Source organism: Azospirillum lipoferum 4B, assembly GCF_000283655.1.
Taxonomy (GTDB): domain Bacteria; phylum Pseudomonadota; class Alphaproteobacteria; order Azospirillales; family Azospirillaceae; genus Azospirillum; species Azospirillum lipoferum_C.
Genome location: NC_016624.1, coordinates 207,606 through 221,599 on the forward strand (window position 1 = coordinate 207,606; position 13,994 = coordinate 221,599).

Annotated in this window: 12 protein-coding genes; 6 read left to right on the forward strand and 6 right to left on the reverse strand. The window is 70.2% G+C overall.

Going from position 1 to position 13,994, the window contains the following annotated elements; all coding sequences use genetic code 11:
- Window positions 1-95: 95 nt before the first annotated feature.
- Both AZOLI_RS28030 and AZOLI_RS28035 read left to right on the forward strand, forming a co-directional pair.
- On the forward strand, window positions 96-962 hold the full coding sequence (locus AZOLI_RS28030; protein WP_014250031.1) for a DMT family transporter: 867 nt from the start codon (window positions 96-98) through the stop codon (window positions 960-962).
- Window positions 963-1,204: 242 nt separating this feature from the next.
- A complete protein-coding gene (locus AZOLI_RS28035) occupies window positions 1,205-3,865 on the forward strand; it encodes a TIGR02302 family protein (RefSeq protein ID WP_244442693.1) in 2,661 nt (886 codons plus the stop codon).
- 27 nt (window positions 3,866-3,892) lie between these two features.
- Here AZOLI_RS28035 and gloB read toward each other — a convergent pair whose 3' ends face one another.
- Window positions 3,893-4,660 (reverse strand): hydroxyacylglutathione hydrolase, encoded by a 768-nt coding sequence (gene gloB, locus AZOLI_RS28040; protein WP_014250033.1) that lies wholly within the window; start codon window positions 4,658-4,660, stop codon window positions 3,893-3,895.
- A gap of 54 nt (window positions 4,661-4,714) precedes the next feature.
- On the opposite strand from gloB, the gene AZOLI_RS28045 reads away from it, so the two are divergent.
- A complete protein-coding gene (locus tag AZOLI_RS28045; protein WP_044553519.1) occupies window positions 4,715-5,527 on the forward strand; it encodes a methyltransferase domain-containing protein in 813 nt (270 codons plus the stop codon).
- Here the strand turns inward: AZOLI_RS28045 and AZOLI_RS30605 are convergent.
- Window positions 5,512-6,738, reverse strand: coding sequence for a methyl-accepting chemotaxis protein (locus AZOLI_RS30605; protein ID WP_014250035.1), 1,227 nt, complete (start codon window positions 6,736-6,738; stop codon window positions 5,512-5,514). The two genes, AZOLI_RS28045 and AZOLI_RS30605, sit on opposite strands and share 16 nt — an antisense overlap.
- Before the next feature lie 128 nt (window positions 6,739-6,866).
- On the opposite strand from AZOLI_RS30605, the gene AZOLI_RS28055 reads away from it, so the two are divergent.
- A complete protein-coding gene (locus tag AZOLI_RS28055; protein ID WP_014250036.1) occupies window positions 6,867-7,427 on the forward strand; it encodes an RBBP9/YdeN family alpha/beta hydrolase in 561 nt (186 codons plus the stop codon).
- Window positions 7,428-7,504: 77 nt separating this feature from the next.
- The gene (locus AZOLI_RS28060) at window positions 7,505-8,545 is read left to right on the forward strand and encodes a 4-(cytidine 5'-diphospho)-2-C-methyl-D-erythritol kinase (RefSeq protein ID WP_014250037.1); all 1,041 of its coding nucleotides are present in this window, start codon (window positions 7,505-7,507) and stop codon (window positions 8,543-8,545) included.
- Window positions 8,546-8,564: 19 nt separating this feature from the next.
- Here the strand turns inward: AZOLI_RS28060 and AZOLI_RS28065 are convergent, their stop codons facing one another.
- The 3 genes from AZOLI_RS28065 to AZOLI_RS28075 form a co-directional block, all read right to left on the reverse strand.
- Window positions 8,565-8,879, reverse strand: coding sequence for a DsrE family protein (locus AZOLI_RS28065; RefSeq protein WP_044553521.1), 315 nt, complete (start codon window positions 8,877-8,879; stop codon window positions 8,565-8,567).
- Window positions 8,880-8,884: 5 nt separating this feature from the next.
- A complete protein-coding gene (locus tag AZOLI_RS28070) occupies window positions 8,885-9,946 on the reverse strand; it encodes an ABC transporter substrate-binding protein (RefSeq protein WP_014250039.1) in 1,062 nt (353 codons plus the stop codon).
- Between the two features lie 103 nt (window positions 9,947-10,049).
- Window positions 10,050-11,282, reverse strand: a complete 1,233-nt coding sequence (locus tag AZOLI_RS28075; protein ID WP_014250040.1) for a Bcr/CflA family multidrug efflux MFS transporter — start codon at window positions 11,280-11,282, stop codon at window positions 10,050-10,052.
- Window positions 11,283-11,533: 251 nt separating this feature from the next.
- Between AZOLI_RS28075 and AZOLI_RS28080 the strand changes: the two genes are divergently transcribed.
- The gene (locus AZOLI_RS28080; protein WP_014250041.1) at window positions 11,534-12,529 is read left to right on the forward strand and encodes a BMP family lipoprotein; all 996 of its coding nucleotides are present in this window, start codon (window positions 11,534-11,536) and stop codon (window positions 12,527-12,529) included.
- Between the two features lie 30 nt (window positions 12,530-12,559).
- On the opposite strand, the gene AZOLI_RS28085 is transcribed toward AZOLI_RS28080, so the two are convergent.
- Window positions 12,560-13,753, reverse strand: coding sequence for a pentapeptide repeat-containing protein (locus AZOLI_RS28085; protein ID WP_014250042.1), 1,194 nt, complete (start codon window positions 13,751-13,753; stop codon window positions 12,560-12,562).
- Between the last annotated feature and the right edge of the window lie 241 nt (window positions 13,754-13,994).

Below are 13,994 nucleotides of genomic sequence, written 5' to 3' on the forward strand. Positions count from 1 at the left end.
TCCCTTGGTAGGCTCGGGGCACCGTGACAGTCCCGCCGCAAGCCCTCTCCAAACCGCATAGGCGCATCGACAATACCCCGCTCGGCATCGGTTCGATGCTGGCGTCGGTGCTGTTCTTCTCGCTGATGAACGTGCTGGCGAAGCTCCTGATGGACCGCTTCCCGGTGACCGAGGTGATGTTCTTCCGCAGCCTGTTCGCGCTGATCCCGGTCTGCCTGTCGATCCATCTGGGCAAGGGTTTCGCGTCCACGCTGTACACCCGTCATCCCTGGGGCCATATTGGGCGGTCGCTGATCGGGCTGACCACCATGGTCGCCATGTTCTGGTCGTTCCACCTGTTGCCGCTGGGCGACGCCATCGCGCTGAACTTCGCCGCCCCGCTGTTCCTCACCGCCCTCTCCGTGCCGCTGCTCAGCGAGAAGGTCGGCATCCACCGCTGGAGCGCGGTGCTGGTGGGATTCGCCGGCGTGCTGATCATCTTGCGGCCCAGCGGCGACGTGCTGAACCTGGGCGCCATCATCGCGCTGGCCGGCGCGCTGACCAACGCGCTGGCGATGATCGCCATCCGCCAGCTGAGCCGGACGGAACCGCCGAACACCATCGTCTTCTATTTCACCCTGCTGACCACCGTCCTGCTGGGGCTGACCCTGCCCTTTTCCTGGGTCACGCCGGACCCGATGGACTGGCTTCTGCTGGTGGCGACCGGCCTGCTGGGCGGCTGCGGGCAGCTGGCGCTGACGCGGGCCTATTCGCTGGCGCCGGCCGCGGTGGTGGCGCCGCTGAACTACACCTCGCTTCTGCTGGCGGTCGGCTTCGGCTGGCTGATGTGGGGGGAGGTGCCGACCGGAACCATGGTGGTCGGCGCCGCGGTGGTGATGGCGAGCGGCCTGTACATCCTGCATCGCGAAACCCGGCGCCGCGCCACCCCGACGCAGCCGCTGCCGCCCGGCGACGGCGACTGACCGCCCAAGCGCCTGTTCCGGCACTGATTTTTCGCGCCATAGTTTCGCCATTGCGCAATGATGGGCTGTACCATCGCGCCGGTGGGCAAAATCCATCGGCGGCGCCTATATGATTGGCGTGCGCAGCAGTATCGGTGGGCGGCGGCGGACCGGCTGCATTTCGGCGCGGAGGGGGCGGCATGAAGCAGAACGAGCGACGCGGCGAGAGCCGGCCTGCCGATGGCATTCGGGGGGGTGACGGCGTGAGAGAGCCGCGATTCCGGCTGGCCCAGGCGCGCGCGGCGCTGTTGTGGGAACGGCTGGGGCCGGCGCTGTGGGCGCCGCTGTCCGTGCTGGGCGCCTTCCTGGCGCTGGCCCTGCTGAATCTGCTGATCCTGTTGCCGGGCTGGCTGCATGCACTGGCGCTGCTGGCGCTCGCCGCGGCCTTCCTGCTGTCGCTGGTCGTCGGCGTCCGGCGCTTCCGCGCCCCGGCCGAGGATGAGGCGCGGCGGCGGCTGGAGCGCGACAGCGGCCTGGACCACCGTCCGCTGCACACCCTGCGCGACCGCCCGGCCGGCAACGACCCGATGGCCCAGGCCTTGTGGCGCCTGCACCAGGAGCGCGCCCGCGCTGCAATGCGTAAACTGCGCGTCGCCTGGCCGGGGACCGAGGTGCCGTCGCACGACCGCTATGCCTTGCGCGCCCTTGTGATCCTGACGCTGGTGGTGGCCGGGGCCGCCGCCTGGGGCGACTGGCGGCCGCGGGTGGCGGCCGCCCTGACCCCGCGGCTGGACGGCGGCACCGCCACGGCGACGGCAACGCTCGATCTCTGGATCAACCCGCCCGAGTATACCGGCCTGCCGCCGGTCTTCCTGAAATCCGGCTCCACCGCCGCCACCGCCCCGACACCGGCCATCCCGACGCCGGCCGCCACCGCACAGGGCGCCGGCCAGCAACCGGCCGACCAACCGGTCCAGGTTCCGCAGGGAAGCCTCGTGCTGGCCCGCGTCACCGGCGGCAGCGGCACCCCCAGCCTGGAGGCCGGCGACCAGACCGGCCCGTTCGAGGCGGTGGATTCCACCAATTTCCAGGTGCAGCGGCCGGTGACCGGCGGCACCCGCATCTCCGTCACCCAGGGCGGCCGCACGCTGGGATCCTGGCCGATCCAGGTGGTGCCTGACCGCGCCCCCATCATCGCCCATGCCAGCCCGCCATCCGCCGCGGAGCGCGGCACGCTGAAGCTGGATTATGCCGCCCGCGACGATTACGGCCTGACCGAGGTGAAGGCGCAAATCCGCCTCGCCCCCGCCGCTCCGCCCGTTACCGACACCTTGAAGACCGACGCCTTGAAGACCGACACCGACAGGAAAGCGGCGAAGGAGAAGGCGGACAGCGACGAGATGCTGGAGCTTGCGCTGTCGCTGCCCGGACTCCGCCCGAAGGAGGCGCACAGCACCGCCTTCCAGGACCTGACCGCTCACCCCTGGGCCGGCATGCCGGTGACCGTGCGCCTGACCGCCGCCGACGGCGCCGGCCAGACCGGCCGGTCGGAGGACGCGGCCATCACCCTGCCGGAACGGACCTTCAACCACCCGGTCGCCCGCGCCATCGTGAACCAGCGCAAGATCCTGACCCGCAACCCGCAGGCATCGCGCGTGCAGGTCGCCCGCGCGCTGGCCGAGATCTCCGCCCGGCCCGGCACCTATGGCGACGACATCGTCGCCTTCCTGTCGATGCGCACCGCCATCGCCCGGCTGATGCTGGACGAGAGCGCCGAGGCGATCCCCCCGCTGCAACAGCTGATGTGGGAAACCGCGCTGCGCATCGAGGACGGCGGCCTGTCGCTGGCCGAGAAGGACCTGCGCGACGCCGAGAAGCGGCTGTCCGAAGCGCTGGACAAGAATGCGTCGGACGAGGAGCTGAACCGCCTGATGGACGAGTTGCAGGCGGCGCTCGACAAGTTCCTGGACGCCATGGAACAGCGGATGATGGAAGCGCTGCAGCGCGGCGAGCAGCTGCCCATGGTCCCGCCGGAAATGGCCGACCAGATGACGGACCGCAACGACTTGCAGCAGATGCTCGACCAGATGCGCGAGATGGCGCAGACGGGATCGCGCGACGCCGCGCGCCAGATGCTGTCCCAGCTGCAGCAGATGCTGGAGAACATGCGCTCCGGCGCCATGGCCCAGATGAACCAGCAGAACGGCCAGCAGCAGAACCAGAACTGGGAGATGATGCAGCAGCTGCAGAAGCTGGCGCAGCAGCAACAGCAGCTTCTGGACCAGAGCTTCCGCCAGTCGCAGGAGTCGATGGACCAGCAACAGCAGGGCGACCAGCCGCGCAACCGCCAGCCCAACCAGCGCCGCAACCAGAACGGCCAGCAGAATGGCCAACAGAACAACCAACAGAACCCGGGCAGCCCGACCCTGCAGAAGCAGGCCGAACAGCAGGAGGCTCTGCGCCGCCAGCTTGGCGAGTTGATGCGCCGCATGGGCGAGCAGCAGGGTGGCGAGATCCCCCAGCCGCTGGGCCGCGCCGAACGCGCCATGCGCGATGCCGCCCAGGCCCTGCAGCGGGGCGCCCCCGGCGCCGCCGTGCCGTCGCAGACCGAGGCGATGGAACAGCTCCAGCAGGGAATGCAGGGCATGGCCGAACAGATGGCCCAGCAGATGATGATGGGCCAGGGACCGGCCATGATGGGCCAGCAAGGCCAGATGCCGCGCCAGAACGGCCGCGGCCGCGACCCGCTGGGCCGCCGCCCGTCCGGTTACGGCATGCAGGATTCCAACGACGTGAAGATCCCGGAACAGTCGGAACTGCAGCGCGCCCGCGAAATCCTCGACGAGCTCCGCCGCCGCTCCGGCCAGTACGGCCGCCCGCAGGAGGAACGCAACTACATCGACCGCCTGCTGAAGCAGTTCTGACCGGGCGCCGCGGCCGGGCGACGGCTCCTACCCGCGGAAATGGTCCTTGCGGTGGCGGAGTTCGGTGAAGACCTCCACCGCCGGGGCGCCGGACAGGCCGATGGCGGATTGCACGCCGGGGTCGTCGGCGCGCAGGAAGGGGTTGGTCCGGCGTTCAAGCCCGATGGTGGTGGGGATGGTCGGCTGGTTCCGCTCACGCAAGGCCGCGACCTCCTCCATGCGCTGTTGCAGGGCGGAATTGTCCGGGTCGACGGTCAGGGCGAAGCGGCCGTTGGACTGGGTGTATTCGTGGCCGCAATAGATTCGGGTCGAATCGGTCAGCGACCGCAGGGCTTGCAGCGACTCCCACATCTGGGCGGGCGTGCCCTCGAACAGGCGGCCGCAGCCGAGCGAGAACAGGGTGTCGCCGCTGAACAGCGTCTCCGCCGCCTCGAACCAGAAGGCGATGTGGCCGCTGGTGTGGCCGGGAACGGCGATGACGCGGGCGGTCTGCTCCCCGAACACCGTGCGGTCGCCGTCGCCGAGCGCCACGTCGAGGTCGGGAATGCGGTGGGCGTCGGCGCGGGCGCCGATCACGGTGGCGCGGTGGCGGGCCTTCAACTCCGCCACGCCGCCGATATGGTCGTTGTGGTGGTGGGTCAGGAAGATGTGGGTCAGGGTCCAGCCGCGCCGCTCCAGCTCGGCCTGCACCGGGGAGGCGTCGCCGGGATCGACAACGCCGACCTTGCCGGATGCCGCGTCGCGCAGCACATAGATGTAATTGTCGGCGAAAGCCGGAACGAGAATGACCTCCACGGCAGCGGACTCCCTGCTGTTGCGATACGAAACCCGTGTTACGCTTGGGATACCATGTACACAGATATCGTCGATCTGAGGGAGTTCTACGAGTCCGGATTGGGCAGGACGGCCCAGCGGATGATCCGCCGCCGCATCCGCACAATCTGGCCGGACGTGCGCGACCAGATCGTGCTGGGCGTCGGCTATACCACCCCGTACCTGCGTCCCTTCATGGGCGAGGCGGACCGGGTGGTCGCCGTGATGCCGGCCAGCCAGGGCGTCAGCTTCTGGCCGGCGGAAGGGCCGGGCATGGTGGCGCTGGGCGACGAGGCGGATCTGCCCTTCGGCGACAACACAATCGACCGCGTCCTGCTGGTCCATGGGCTGGAGGGCACGGAACAGCTGCGGCCGATGATGCGCGAGATCTGGCGCGTGCTGGCCGGCGGCGGCCGGGTGCTGGCGGTGGTGCCGAACCGCCGCGGCCTGTGGGCGCGCGCCGACTGGACGCCCTTCGGCCACGGCTTCCCCTATTCCGCCTCGCAGCTGAAGCAGGTGCTGCGCGACACCATGTTCGTGCCGGAACGCACCCGCCACGCCCTGTTCATCCCGCCGCTGCGCTCGCATTTCCTGCAGAAGACGGCGCCGGCCTGGGAAGAGGTCGGCGTGCGCTGGTTCAAGGCCTTCGCCGGGGTGACGATGATCGAGGCGTCGAAGCAGATCTTCGCCGGCGTGTCGCGCCGGGCGGCGCAGCAGCCGGTGAAGCGCCGGCTGATCGTGCCCCTGCCGGGCGGTGCGGCCCCCGCCGCGCGAAGCGGCAGCGCCCGCATCATCACCGGCCCCGGCGGCGATGCCGTGGACGGGCAGCAGCCCTACCCGCGGACCTGACGCAGCGCATCGGACAACCGGCTGCCCAGCCCGCTGCCCAGGCTTCCCGCCCGCGCCGCGATGGTCTGGCTCAGCGTCGCCAGCTCGTCCAGCGTGCGCGTCACCCCGCCCAGCGTCTGTTCGGCGTCGCCGATCCGCTGTTCCGCCGCCATGGCATCCTGGCGGGAGCGGTCGAGCGAGCGCGCAACCTCGGCGGTCAGCGTCGCCTGCTCGTCGATGGCGGCGGCGACGGTGCCGTTGATCGTCTGGATCGAGCCGATGGTGAAATGGATGCGGCCCAGCGCCTCGTCCACCGCAGCGGTTTCCTTCTGCAGGTTGGCGACCTGATCGGCGATCTGCTTGGTCGCGTCGGCGGTCTGGCGCGACAGCGCCTTCACCTCGTTGGCGACGACGGCGAAGCCGCGCCCGGCCTCGCCCGCGCGGGCCGCCTCGATGGTGGCGTTGAGCGCCAGCAGGTTGGTCTGGCTGGCGATGGCGTTGATCAGCTTCACCACGCTGGCGATCTGCTCCGCCGCCGAGCGCAGGGAGTTCATGACGGTGGTGGCGCGGTCGCTGTCGGACGCCGCCGCAAGGCTGATTTCCCGCGCCTTGCTGGTGTCGCCGGAGATCTGGTCGGAGGTGGAGGCCAGCCGGTCGAGCATGCCGGCGATGGCGCCGACCGATCCGTCGACGGCACGCGCCGCATCGGCCGCGCCGGCGGTCTGGCGCAGCCCCTCGGTCCCGGCGGTGCGGACGGAGGCGATCGCCGTCTCCAACCGGCGCCCGGCGTCGGCCAGATCGGCGGCCAGCCCGCCGACCTCGCGCTCCACCCGGTCGGACAGGTCGCGCATCAGGGCGACGCGGCGGGTCTCCGCCGTCTCGGCCCGCAGGGTCGCCACCGCCCAATGGCGGGCGAGGCGGGCGAAACGGCGGGCCTGATCGGCCGGTCCGGCGACGGCCAGCGCCCCCACCCGCTCGCCGTCCAGGTCGATGGCGATGGCGTATCCCTCGCGCATCGCCCCGCCCGACTTGGCCGCCTCCTCGCGGCTGACGGCGCGTTCGTCGAGCCGCCGCGCGACGATGTCGGCCGCGGCCGGGTGACCGGTGCCGATCCGCTCCCGCGCGGTGGAGGCGGCGACGGTGCCGGCCTTGCCGATGAAGGACACGACGGCGTCCAGCTCACGGCCGATGGCATCGCAGAGATCCTGTGCGATGGTAGCGCTGATGTCCAAGGCGCTTCTCCCCTATGTTCGGTTGGTGCTTCCCGGCCCTGCCCTGCCCACCGGGCGGAGAGCATCTGCCGTATTTTTGGTTATCTTCCGACACTACACGCAACATTTACAAACGCAGAGTTGAAAGAATGACGCAGCCGACCGTTCTGGTTCTTCCCGGCCTGGGCAATTCCGGTCCGGGGCATTGGCAGAGCTGGCTGGAAGCCCGGCTGCCGGCGCTGAACCGCGTCGACCTCGGCGACTGGGACGCACCGGAGCCGGAGCGGTGGGTCGAACGGCTCGATGCCGCGGTCCGTGCCGCAGCCCTCGCCGCACCGGGCCCGGTGGTGCTGGTCGCGCACAGCCTGGCCTGCATCCTGGTCGCGCGCTGGGCGGCGGGTTCCGACGCCGCGGACAAGGTGGCGGCGGCGCTGCTCGTCGCCCCGCCCGATGTCGAATCGCCGGATCGCGTGCCGGCGGTTGTCCGCCGCTTCGCGCCGGTGCCGACCGATCCGCTGCCCTTCCCGGCGGTGACGGTCGGCAGCCGCAACGATCCCTACTGCGCCGCCGCCCGCGCTTGCGGCTTCGCCGCCCTGTGGGGCGCCGACTTCATCGATGCGGGCGAGGTCGGACACATCAACGACGACAGCGGCCACGGCCCCTGGCCGATGGGCGAGACCCTGCTGAAGGATCTGCTGGCGCAGCTGTGACGCAACCCCTTGCCGCTGCGGGGGCAAGGGTGCGACACAGGGCGCGTCGTCGCGCGCCCGCCAGCGGATTGGAGCTAATGACCGGCATTCCCATCGTCGAGGCCGCCCCGGCCAAGCTGAACCTGTACCTGCACGTCACCGGCCGGTGCGCCGACGGCTATCACGAGCTGGACAGCCTCGTCGCCTTCGCCGAGCTTGGCGACGTCATCACCCTGACCACGGGCGCCGCGCGGGTGGCGCTGCGCGGTGCCGACCTGCCGCCGGCCGGGCCGCGGCTGGCCATCGCCGGCCCCTTCGGCCCGGTGCTGATGGGCGAGAACCCGGCCGACAATCTGGTGATCCGCGCCGCCCATGCGCTGGCCGCCCGGCTGGGACGCCAGGCCGACGCGATGATCGCGCTGACCAAGGCGCTGCCGGTCGCATCCGGCATCGGCGGCGGGTCGGCCGACGCCGCCGCCTGCCTGCGGGCGCTGGCCCGCCTGTGGGGGGTTCCCACCGACGATCCGGCACTGTTCGCGGTGGCCGCCGGGCTGGGCGCCGACGTGCCGGTCTGCGTCGCCGGGCGCAGCTGCTATTTCGGCGGCATCGGCGACGTGCTGGACGAGGCGCCGGAGTTGCCGGAAACCCATGTGGTTCTGGTCAACCCGAACCTGCCGGTGCCGACGCCGGCGGTGTTCAAGGCGATGGCCGCCGCAAGGGCGCAGGGCGGCGCCCCATTCTCCGCCCCCGCCCGCTTCACCCGCAAGCCGGCGGATGCGGCCGATCTCACCGCGCTGCTGCTGGAACGGCACAACGACCTCACCGCCCCGGCCCTGACGGTCGCCCCGGTGATCGCCGACGTGCTGGCGGCGCTGGAGCGCAGCGCCGGCTGCCTGCTGCCCCGCCTGTCGGGAAGCGGCGCCACCTGCTTCGGCCTCTATGGCACGGCGCAGCAGGCGGAGGCCGCGGCGAAGGCCATCGCCGCAGCGGAGCCGGGCTGGTGGGTCAAGCCGACCCGCCTGCGCCCCACCCCGCCCGACGCCCCGGCCCTGCCACGCGGCATCGTCGCCGATCCCGCCGCCGCAGTCCCGCCGCCCGCCGTTCCCTTCCCCGACACCGGCGGCTGGGGAGTCGGCTGACCACCGGGGTAGACGCGGCTCAGGCCCGCATATAACCCCAGCCCTCCGCCTGCGCCTCGGCGATGTCGAGGACGCTGGCGGGGACAACCGTCAGCCCTTGCGCCGACCGGCCGGTCTTCGCCAGCGTGTTGCCGCAGACGCGCAGAAGCCGGTCGGTCTCCGCATCCGGGCCGTCCAGCGCCGCCGCAACCGCACCGGCATTGACCACGATGCGGACTTCGGCGTCCGGCCGCGCCTTCAGCAGGTTGCGGGCATTGTTCCGCGCCCGCTCCAGCGCCGCCGGGGTGGGGGCGTGGATGACCAGTCGCAGGGGCACATCGGGCTGGGAGGTCATGGCGGTCACTTCCCCACAGCGGCGTCGTGGAAGGACAGGTCGAACAGCGCGTCCACGTCGACCGGCTCGGTGATCTGGCCCAGGGTCTGCTGGAAGGCCTGCATCCGCTTGGTGGAGTCCAGAATCACCCGAGGGTCGTCGACGAAGGTCGTCGCGTCGGAGGTCAGCGCCGCCCGCATCACGTCGCGCTCCACCAGCCCCTTGCCGATGATCTCCGTCACCAGTTCCGCCGTGCGGTCGGGATTGGACTTGGCGAAGGCGGTGGCGCGGATGTGCAGCTTGACCAGATCGGCGACGGCGGCGCGGTTGTTGGCGATGGCGTCCTCCGTTACCGCCAGGACCGCACCCGGCTGCTTGGGGAACATGGTGCCGGCCTTCGCGATGATGGCGGCATCCTGCAGGCGCGACTGAACCAGCGTCAGGATCGGCTCCAGGATCGAGGCGCCGTCGATGGCGCCGGTCAGCAGCGCCTGCTGCAGGGGCTGTTCGCCCATGCCGACGATCTCGACCTCGTCCGCGCCGATATGGGCGACTTCCGCCATCCAATAGCGCAGCACCGTGTCGGGCACCGAACCGGCCGGCAGCGAGCCGATCTTGGGCCGCCGGCCGCTGGCCGCGCGGAAGGCCTTGATCCCCTCCGCCGGGTTGGATGCGCCGGCCATCGCCTTGGCCAGCGGGCCGCCGCCGATCAGCGCCACCTGATCGATGACGTTGGCGGCGACGACCTTCAGCTTCACCCCCTTCGACCGCGCGATCATCGCCGGGCCGATGCCGACATAGGCGACATCCAGCGTCCCCGACGCCAGCGCCTGGATCATCGCCGGACCCGACTGGAAGCCGGTGGTCTGCAGGGTCAGCCCGGCATCCTTCGCCCATCCCTCCCCCGTCAGCACATAGAGCTGGGTCATCGGGATGATCGGGATATAGCCGACACGCAGGGTCGTCGCGGCGAAGGCCGGCAGCGACACGACGGCACCGGCGGCGACGGCGCCCAATGCGGCAGCGCCGACCAGCAGCCGGCGGCGGGCGATGGGAAGGGTGGTGTTGGAACGGCTGGTCGTCGGCATTGCGGTCTCCCTTTTCCGGACAAGGCTAGCCCGCCCGGACGGGAAACTCAATTCACAACACCCCCAAGCGACACATTCCGATATTCAACAAAGATATCCTGTTTTACTGTTCGCCATGCTGCCGGCGACGGACGGGCCGGATCAGCCACAGGTTCAGCGCGAGGCTGACCAGGGCCGCGCCGCCGATCACCGCCGCCATCGGCAAGGCGGTGCCGTTGGCCATCAGCCCGACCGCCCAACCCGACGCCGCGCCGATGCTGAACTGCAGCATGCCCGCGAGCGCCGACGCCGTGCCGGCCATCTGCGGGAAGGACTGCAGCGCCCCGGCCATGGAGTTGGCGAAGCAGAATCCGGTCAGCGACATGAACAGGAACAGGCAGCCGACCAGCCCCCACAAACCACCCCAGCCGCCGGCCACCGTGGCGACCAGCAGGATGCCGCTCGCCGCCGACAGCCAGACGCCGGTCCGCAGCATCGCGTCGGACCCGAAGCGCATCACCGCGCGGCTGTTCAGCGTGTTGACGATGATCATGCCGACGATGTTCAGCCCGAACAGGAAACCGTAATTCTCCGGCTGCACCCCGAACAGTTCGATATAGACGAAGGGCGAGCCGGAAATGAAGGCGAACATCCCCGCATAGATGAAGGACGATCCAACGGCATAGCCGAGATAGCGGCGGTTGGTCAGCAGCTTGCGGTAGGACTCCGCCAGCACCATCGGGCGCAGGCTGGTGCGCCGCGATTCAGGGTGGGTTTCCGGCAGGGAGGCGAGCGCCAGCATGGCGATGACGCCGAAGGCCGCCTGCGCCCAGAAGATCCAGCGCCAGTTCGCCCAGACAAGGATCTGGCCGCCGATCAGCGGCGCGATGATCGGGGCGGCGCCCATCACCAGCATCATCATCGACAGCACGCTGGCGGCGCGGTCGCGCTCGAACACGTCGCGGATCATGGCACGGACCAGCACCGGCCCGGCGCAGGCCCCCACCGCCTGCACGAAGCGCCAGGCCGCCAGATGGCCGATATCGGTGGTCAGCGAGCAGCCGACGCAGCCCACGGCATAGAGCAGGATGCCGGTCGCCACCGGAATGCGCCGGCCGAACCGGTCGCTCAACGCCCCCCACAGCAGCTGCCCGACGCCGAAGCCCAGGAAGAACGCCGACAGCGTCCACTGCACCTGATCCTGCGGCGCGTGCAGATCGCGCCCGATCTCCGGCATGCCGGGCAGATACATGTCGGTGCCCATCGGACCGAACGACATCAGCACGCCGAGCGCCGCGATGAAGAAGGGGCTTTCGGCAGGCAAACGGGAACGGACGGCGGCAAGGCGCGCGAGCATCTGGAGATCCGAATAAGAAGGAATTGGGGAATCGGCCGGAGGGAGTCCGCAGCCTCTAAGCTGATCCGTCACCCGCCTTGCGCAAAGTCCTGTCTTGTCATGGCTGCCTTGACCGGCGCGCGATGGACCGAAGCCGCGACAATCCGGGCTTTCGCCGGTTTGCGGAGCGACAAAATTCTGGTTCCGGCGACGAGCCCGTGTCTAAAATTGAGTCCGCACACCGGGTTTTCCACCCAGCCGGAGGCAGAGTCATGCCGCACCCCAACCGCCGGTCGGTCCTGTCCTGCGTCGCCGCGGGGACCGCCCTGGTCCTGCTGCCGCAGCAATCTCAGGCGGCGGACATCCGGCCGGGGCTGATCTATGCGGCGGGCCAGAAATTCGACAAGAGCTTCAACGAAGGCGCCTTCGCCGGGGCGGAGCGGTTCAAGGCGGCCAGCGGCATTCCGGCGATCGAATACCTGCCGTCCAATCCGGCGCAGTTCGACCAGGGCGTGGCTTCGCTGTTGCGGCGGGGCGTGACCGATCTGGTCGCCATCGGCTTCTACTACGCGACGCCGCTGGCCCGGCTGGCCCCGGCGCACCCGGCGGTGCGCTTCACCCTGGTCGATGCGGTGGCCGAGGCGCCGAACATCCGCTGTGTCACCTTCAAGGAGCAGGAGGGCGCCTTCCTGGTCGGCGTGCTGGCGGCGCTGGCGTCGAAGAGCGGGACCGTCGGCTTCATCGGCGCGCTGGACATCCCGCTGATCCGCAAATTCATCGCCGGCTTCGAACAGGGTGCGCGCCATGCCCGCGGCGACATCCGGGTGGTGGTGAACTTCGTCGGCACCACGCCCGCTGCCTTCAACGACCCCACCGCCGGGGCGGAGGTGGCGCGCAGCCAGTTCCAGCGCGGGGCCGACGTGGTCTTCGCCGGGGCGGGCGTATCGAATTTCGGCATCTTCGCCGCGGCGAGCGAGGCGCGCCGGCTGGCCATCGGCGTCGACAGCAACCAGAACTATCTCTATCCCGGCTCCATCCTCACCTCGATGCTGAAGCGGGTCGATCTGGCGGTGGAATCGAGCTTCCAGGCCGCACTCCAGGGGCGGTGGAGCGCCGGCACGGTGGCGCTGGGACTGGCGGAGGGCGCCGTCGATTACGCTATGGACGAAAACAACCGGGAGCTTCTGACCCCCGCCATGCTGGAAACGGCGGAGGCGGCCCGCCGCGCCATCGTCGCCGGGCGCATTCCCGTAGCGGACGGCAGTTGAACCGGCAGTCGCTCTGAAATCAGGGCAGGGTCAGGCCGGCGCCTCGCAAGGCTGCCATCCGAGGGCGGCGGACAGGTCGGCCCCCTTCAGCGTGGCGAAACTGGTCTTGATCGCGGTCAGATCGGTGCCGCGCAGCACCACACCGGCAAGGCTGGCGTCGCGCAGGTCGGCACCGGTCAGCCGCGCCTTGGCAAAGCTGGTCGGCCACAGGCGGCTGCCATCGCCGCTGAGATCCACCTTGCGGAACTTGGCCCGCCACAGCTTCGCGCCGGCCAGATTGGCGCCTTCCAGGTTGCAGCCGGACAGGTCGGCGCTGGTGAAATCGGCATCGCGCAGGTCGCTGTAGGACAGGTCCGCCATCATCAGCTTGGCGCCGGAGAAATCAGCCCCGCGCAGACCGCTGAAGCGCATCACCGCCCCGCACAGCAGCTGGTTGGCGAAATTGTAGCCGCGCAGGTCGATGCGCTGCAGCTCGATGCGCTCCCCACCCTTGCCCAGCTTCTCCACCCAAATCTGGTGCCCGGCGATCAGGTCGGACATCCGCGCCGCGGTGGTGGTCAGCCCGGTGCCGTCCACATCGACGCCGTGACGTTCCAGCGCCACCCGCAGTTCCTCGTTCAGGCGGGCGCCGCACATCAGCACGCCGTCCAGCGTCGCTTTGCGCATGCTCGCCCCCGTCAGGTCCGCCCCGATCAGGATGGCGCCGCTGAGGTCGCTGCCGCTGAGGTCGGCGCCCGACAGGTCGCTGCCGCTGAAATCGCACTGCGCCATCCGGCAACCGGTCAGGACCGCCTGGGTCAGGCTGCAGCCGACGAAGGTCGTGGTGCCGTCGCTGTTGCCGGCGGCGCGGAATTCGCCGGCGTCCAGAACCATGCCGCGGCGCAGGTCGGCCCCCTGCAGGTTGGCGTTCTGCAGCTTCGCGCCGTCGACCCTGGCCCCGCGCAGATCGGCGCCCTGCAGCTGCGCACCGGTCAGGTCGGCCTTCGACAGGTCGGCGCCGTAGAGATCGGCCTTCGACAGCACGGTGCCGACCATCCGCGCCCGCGCCAGGCTGGCGCCCGTCAGCTTGGCGCCCGACAGGTTGACGCGGTTGAGGCCCAGCCCGGCCAAATCGTAAAAGCTGAGGTTGGCGCGGCGCCCCCGTCCGGCCGGGTCGCGCAGCAGCCATTGCTGGTGCCGCACCAGCGCGTCGCGAACCGCCCGAAGGTAGCGTTCATCCGTCATGCGGCGCGTCTATGCCCCGGCATTGCCGTCCCGGACACGCTGTCCCGGACTGTTGGCAATCGGGATGTTACCGAAACCGATTCGATTTCGGAAGGCATCTCCCGTCGAACCTTCGCCGGATCGGCAAGATTCTTTTGTTGCAGCCTCAGATCCGTTCCATCCGGTTCCACCGATCCCGTCCGCCATAGGACCGCCGTCATCACAGCCGCGTGATCGCCCTCCCTCCCCGCTTGGGCCGGGG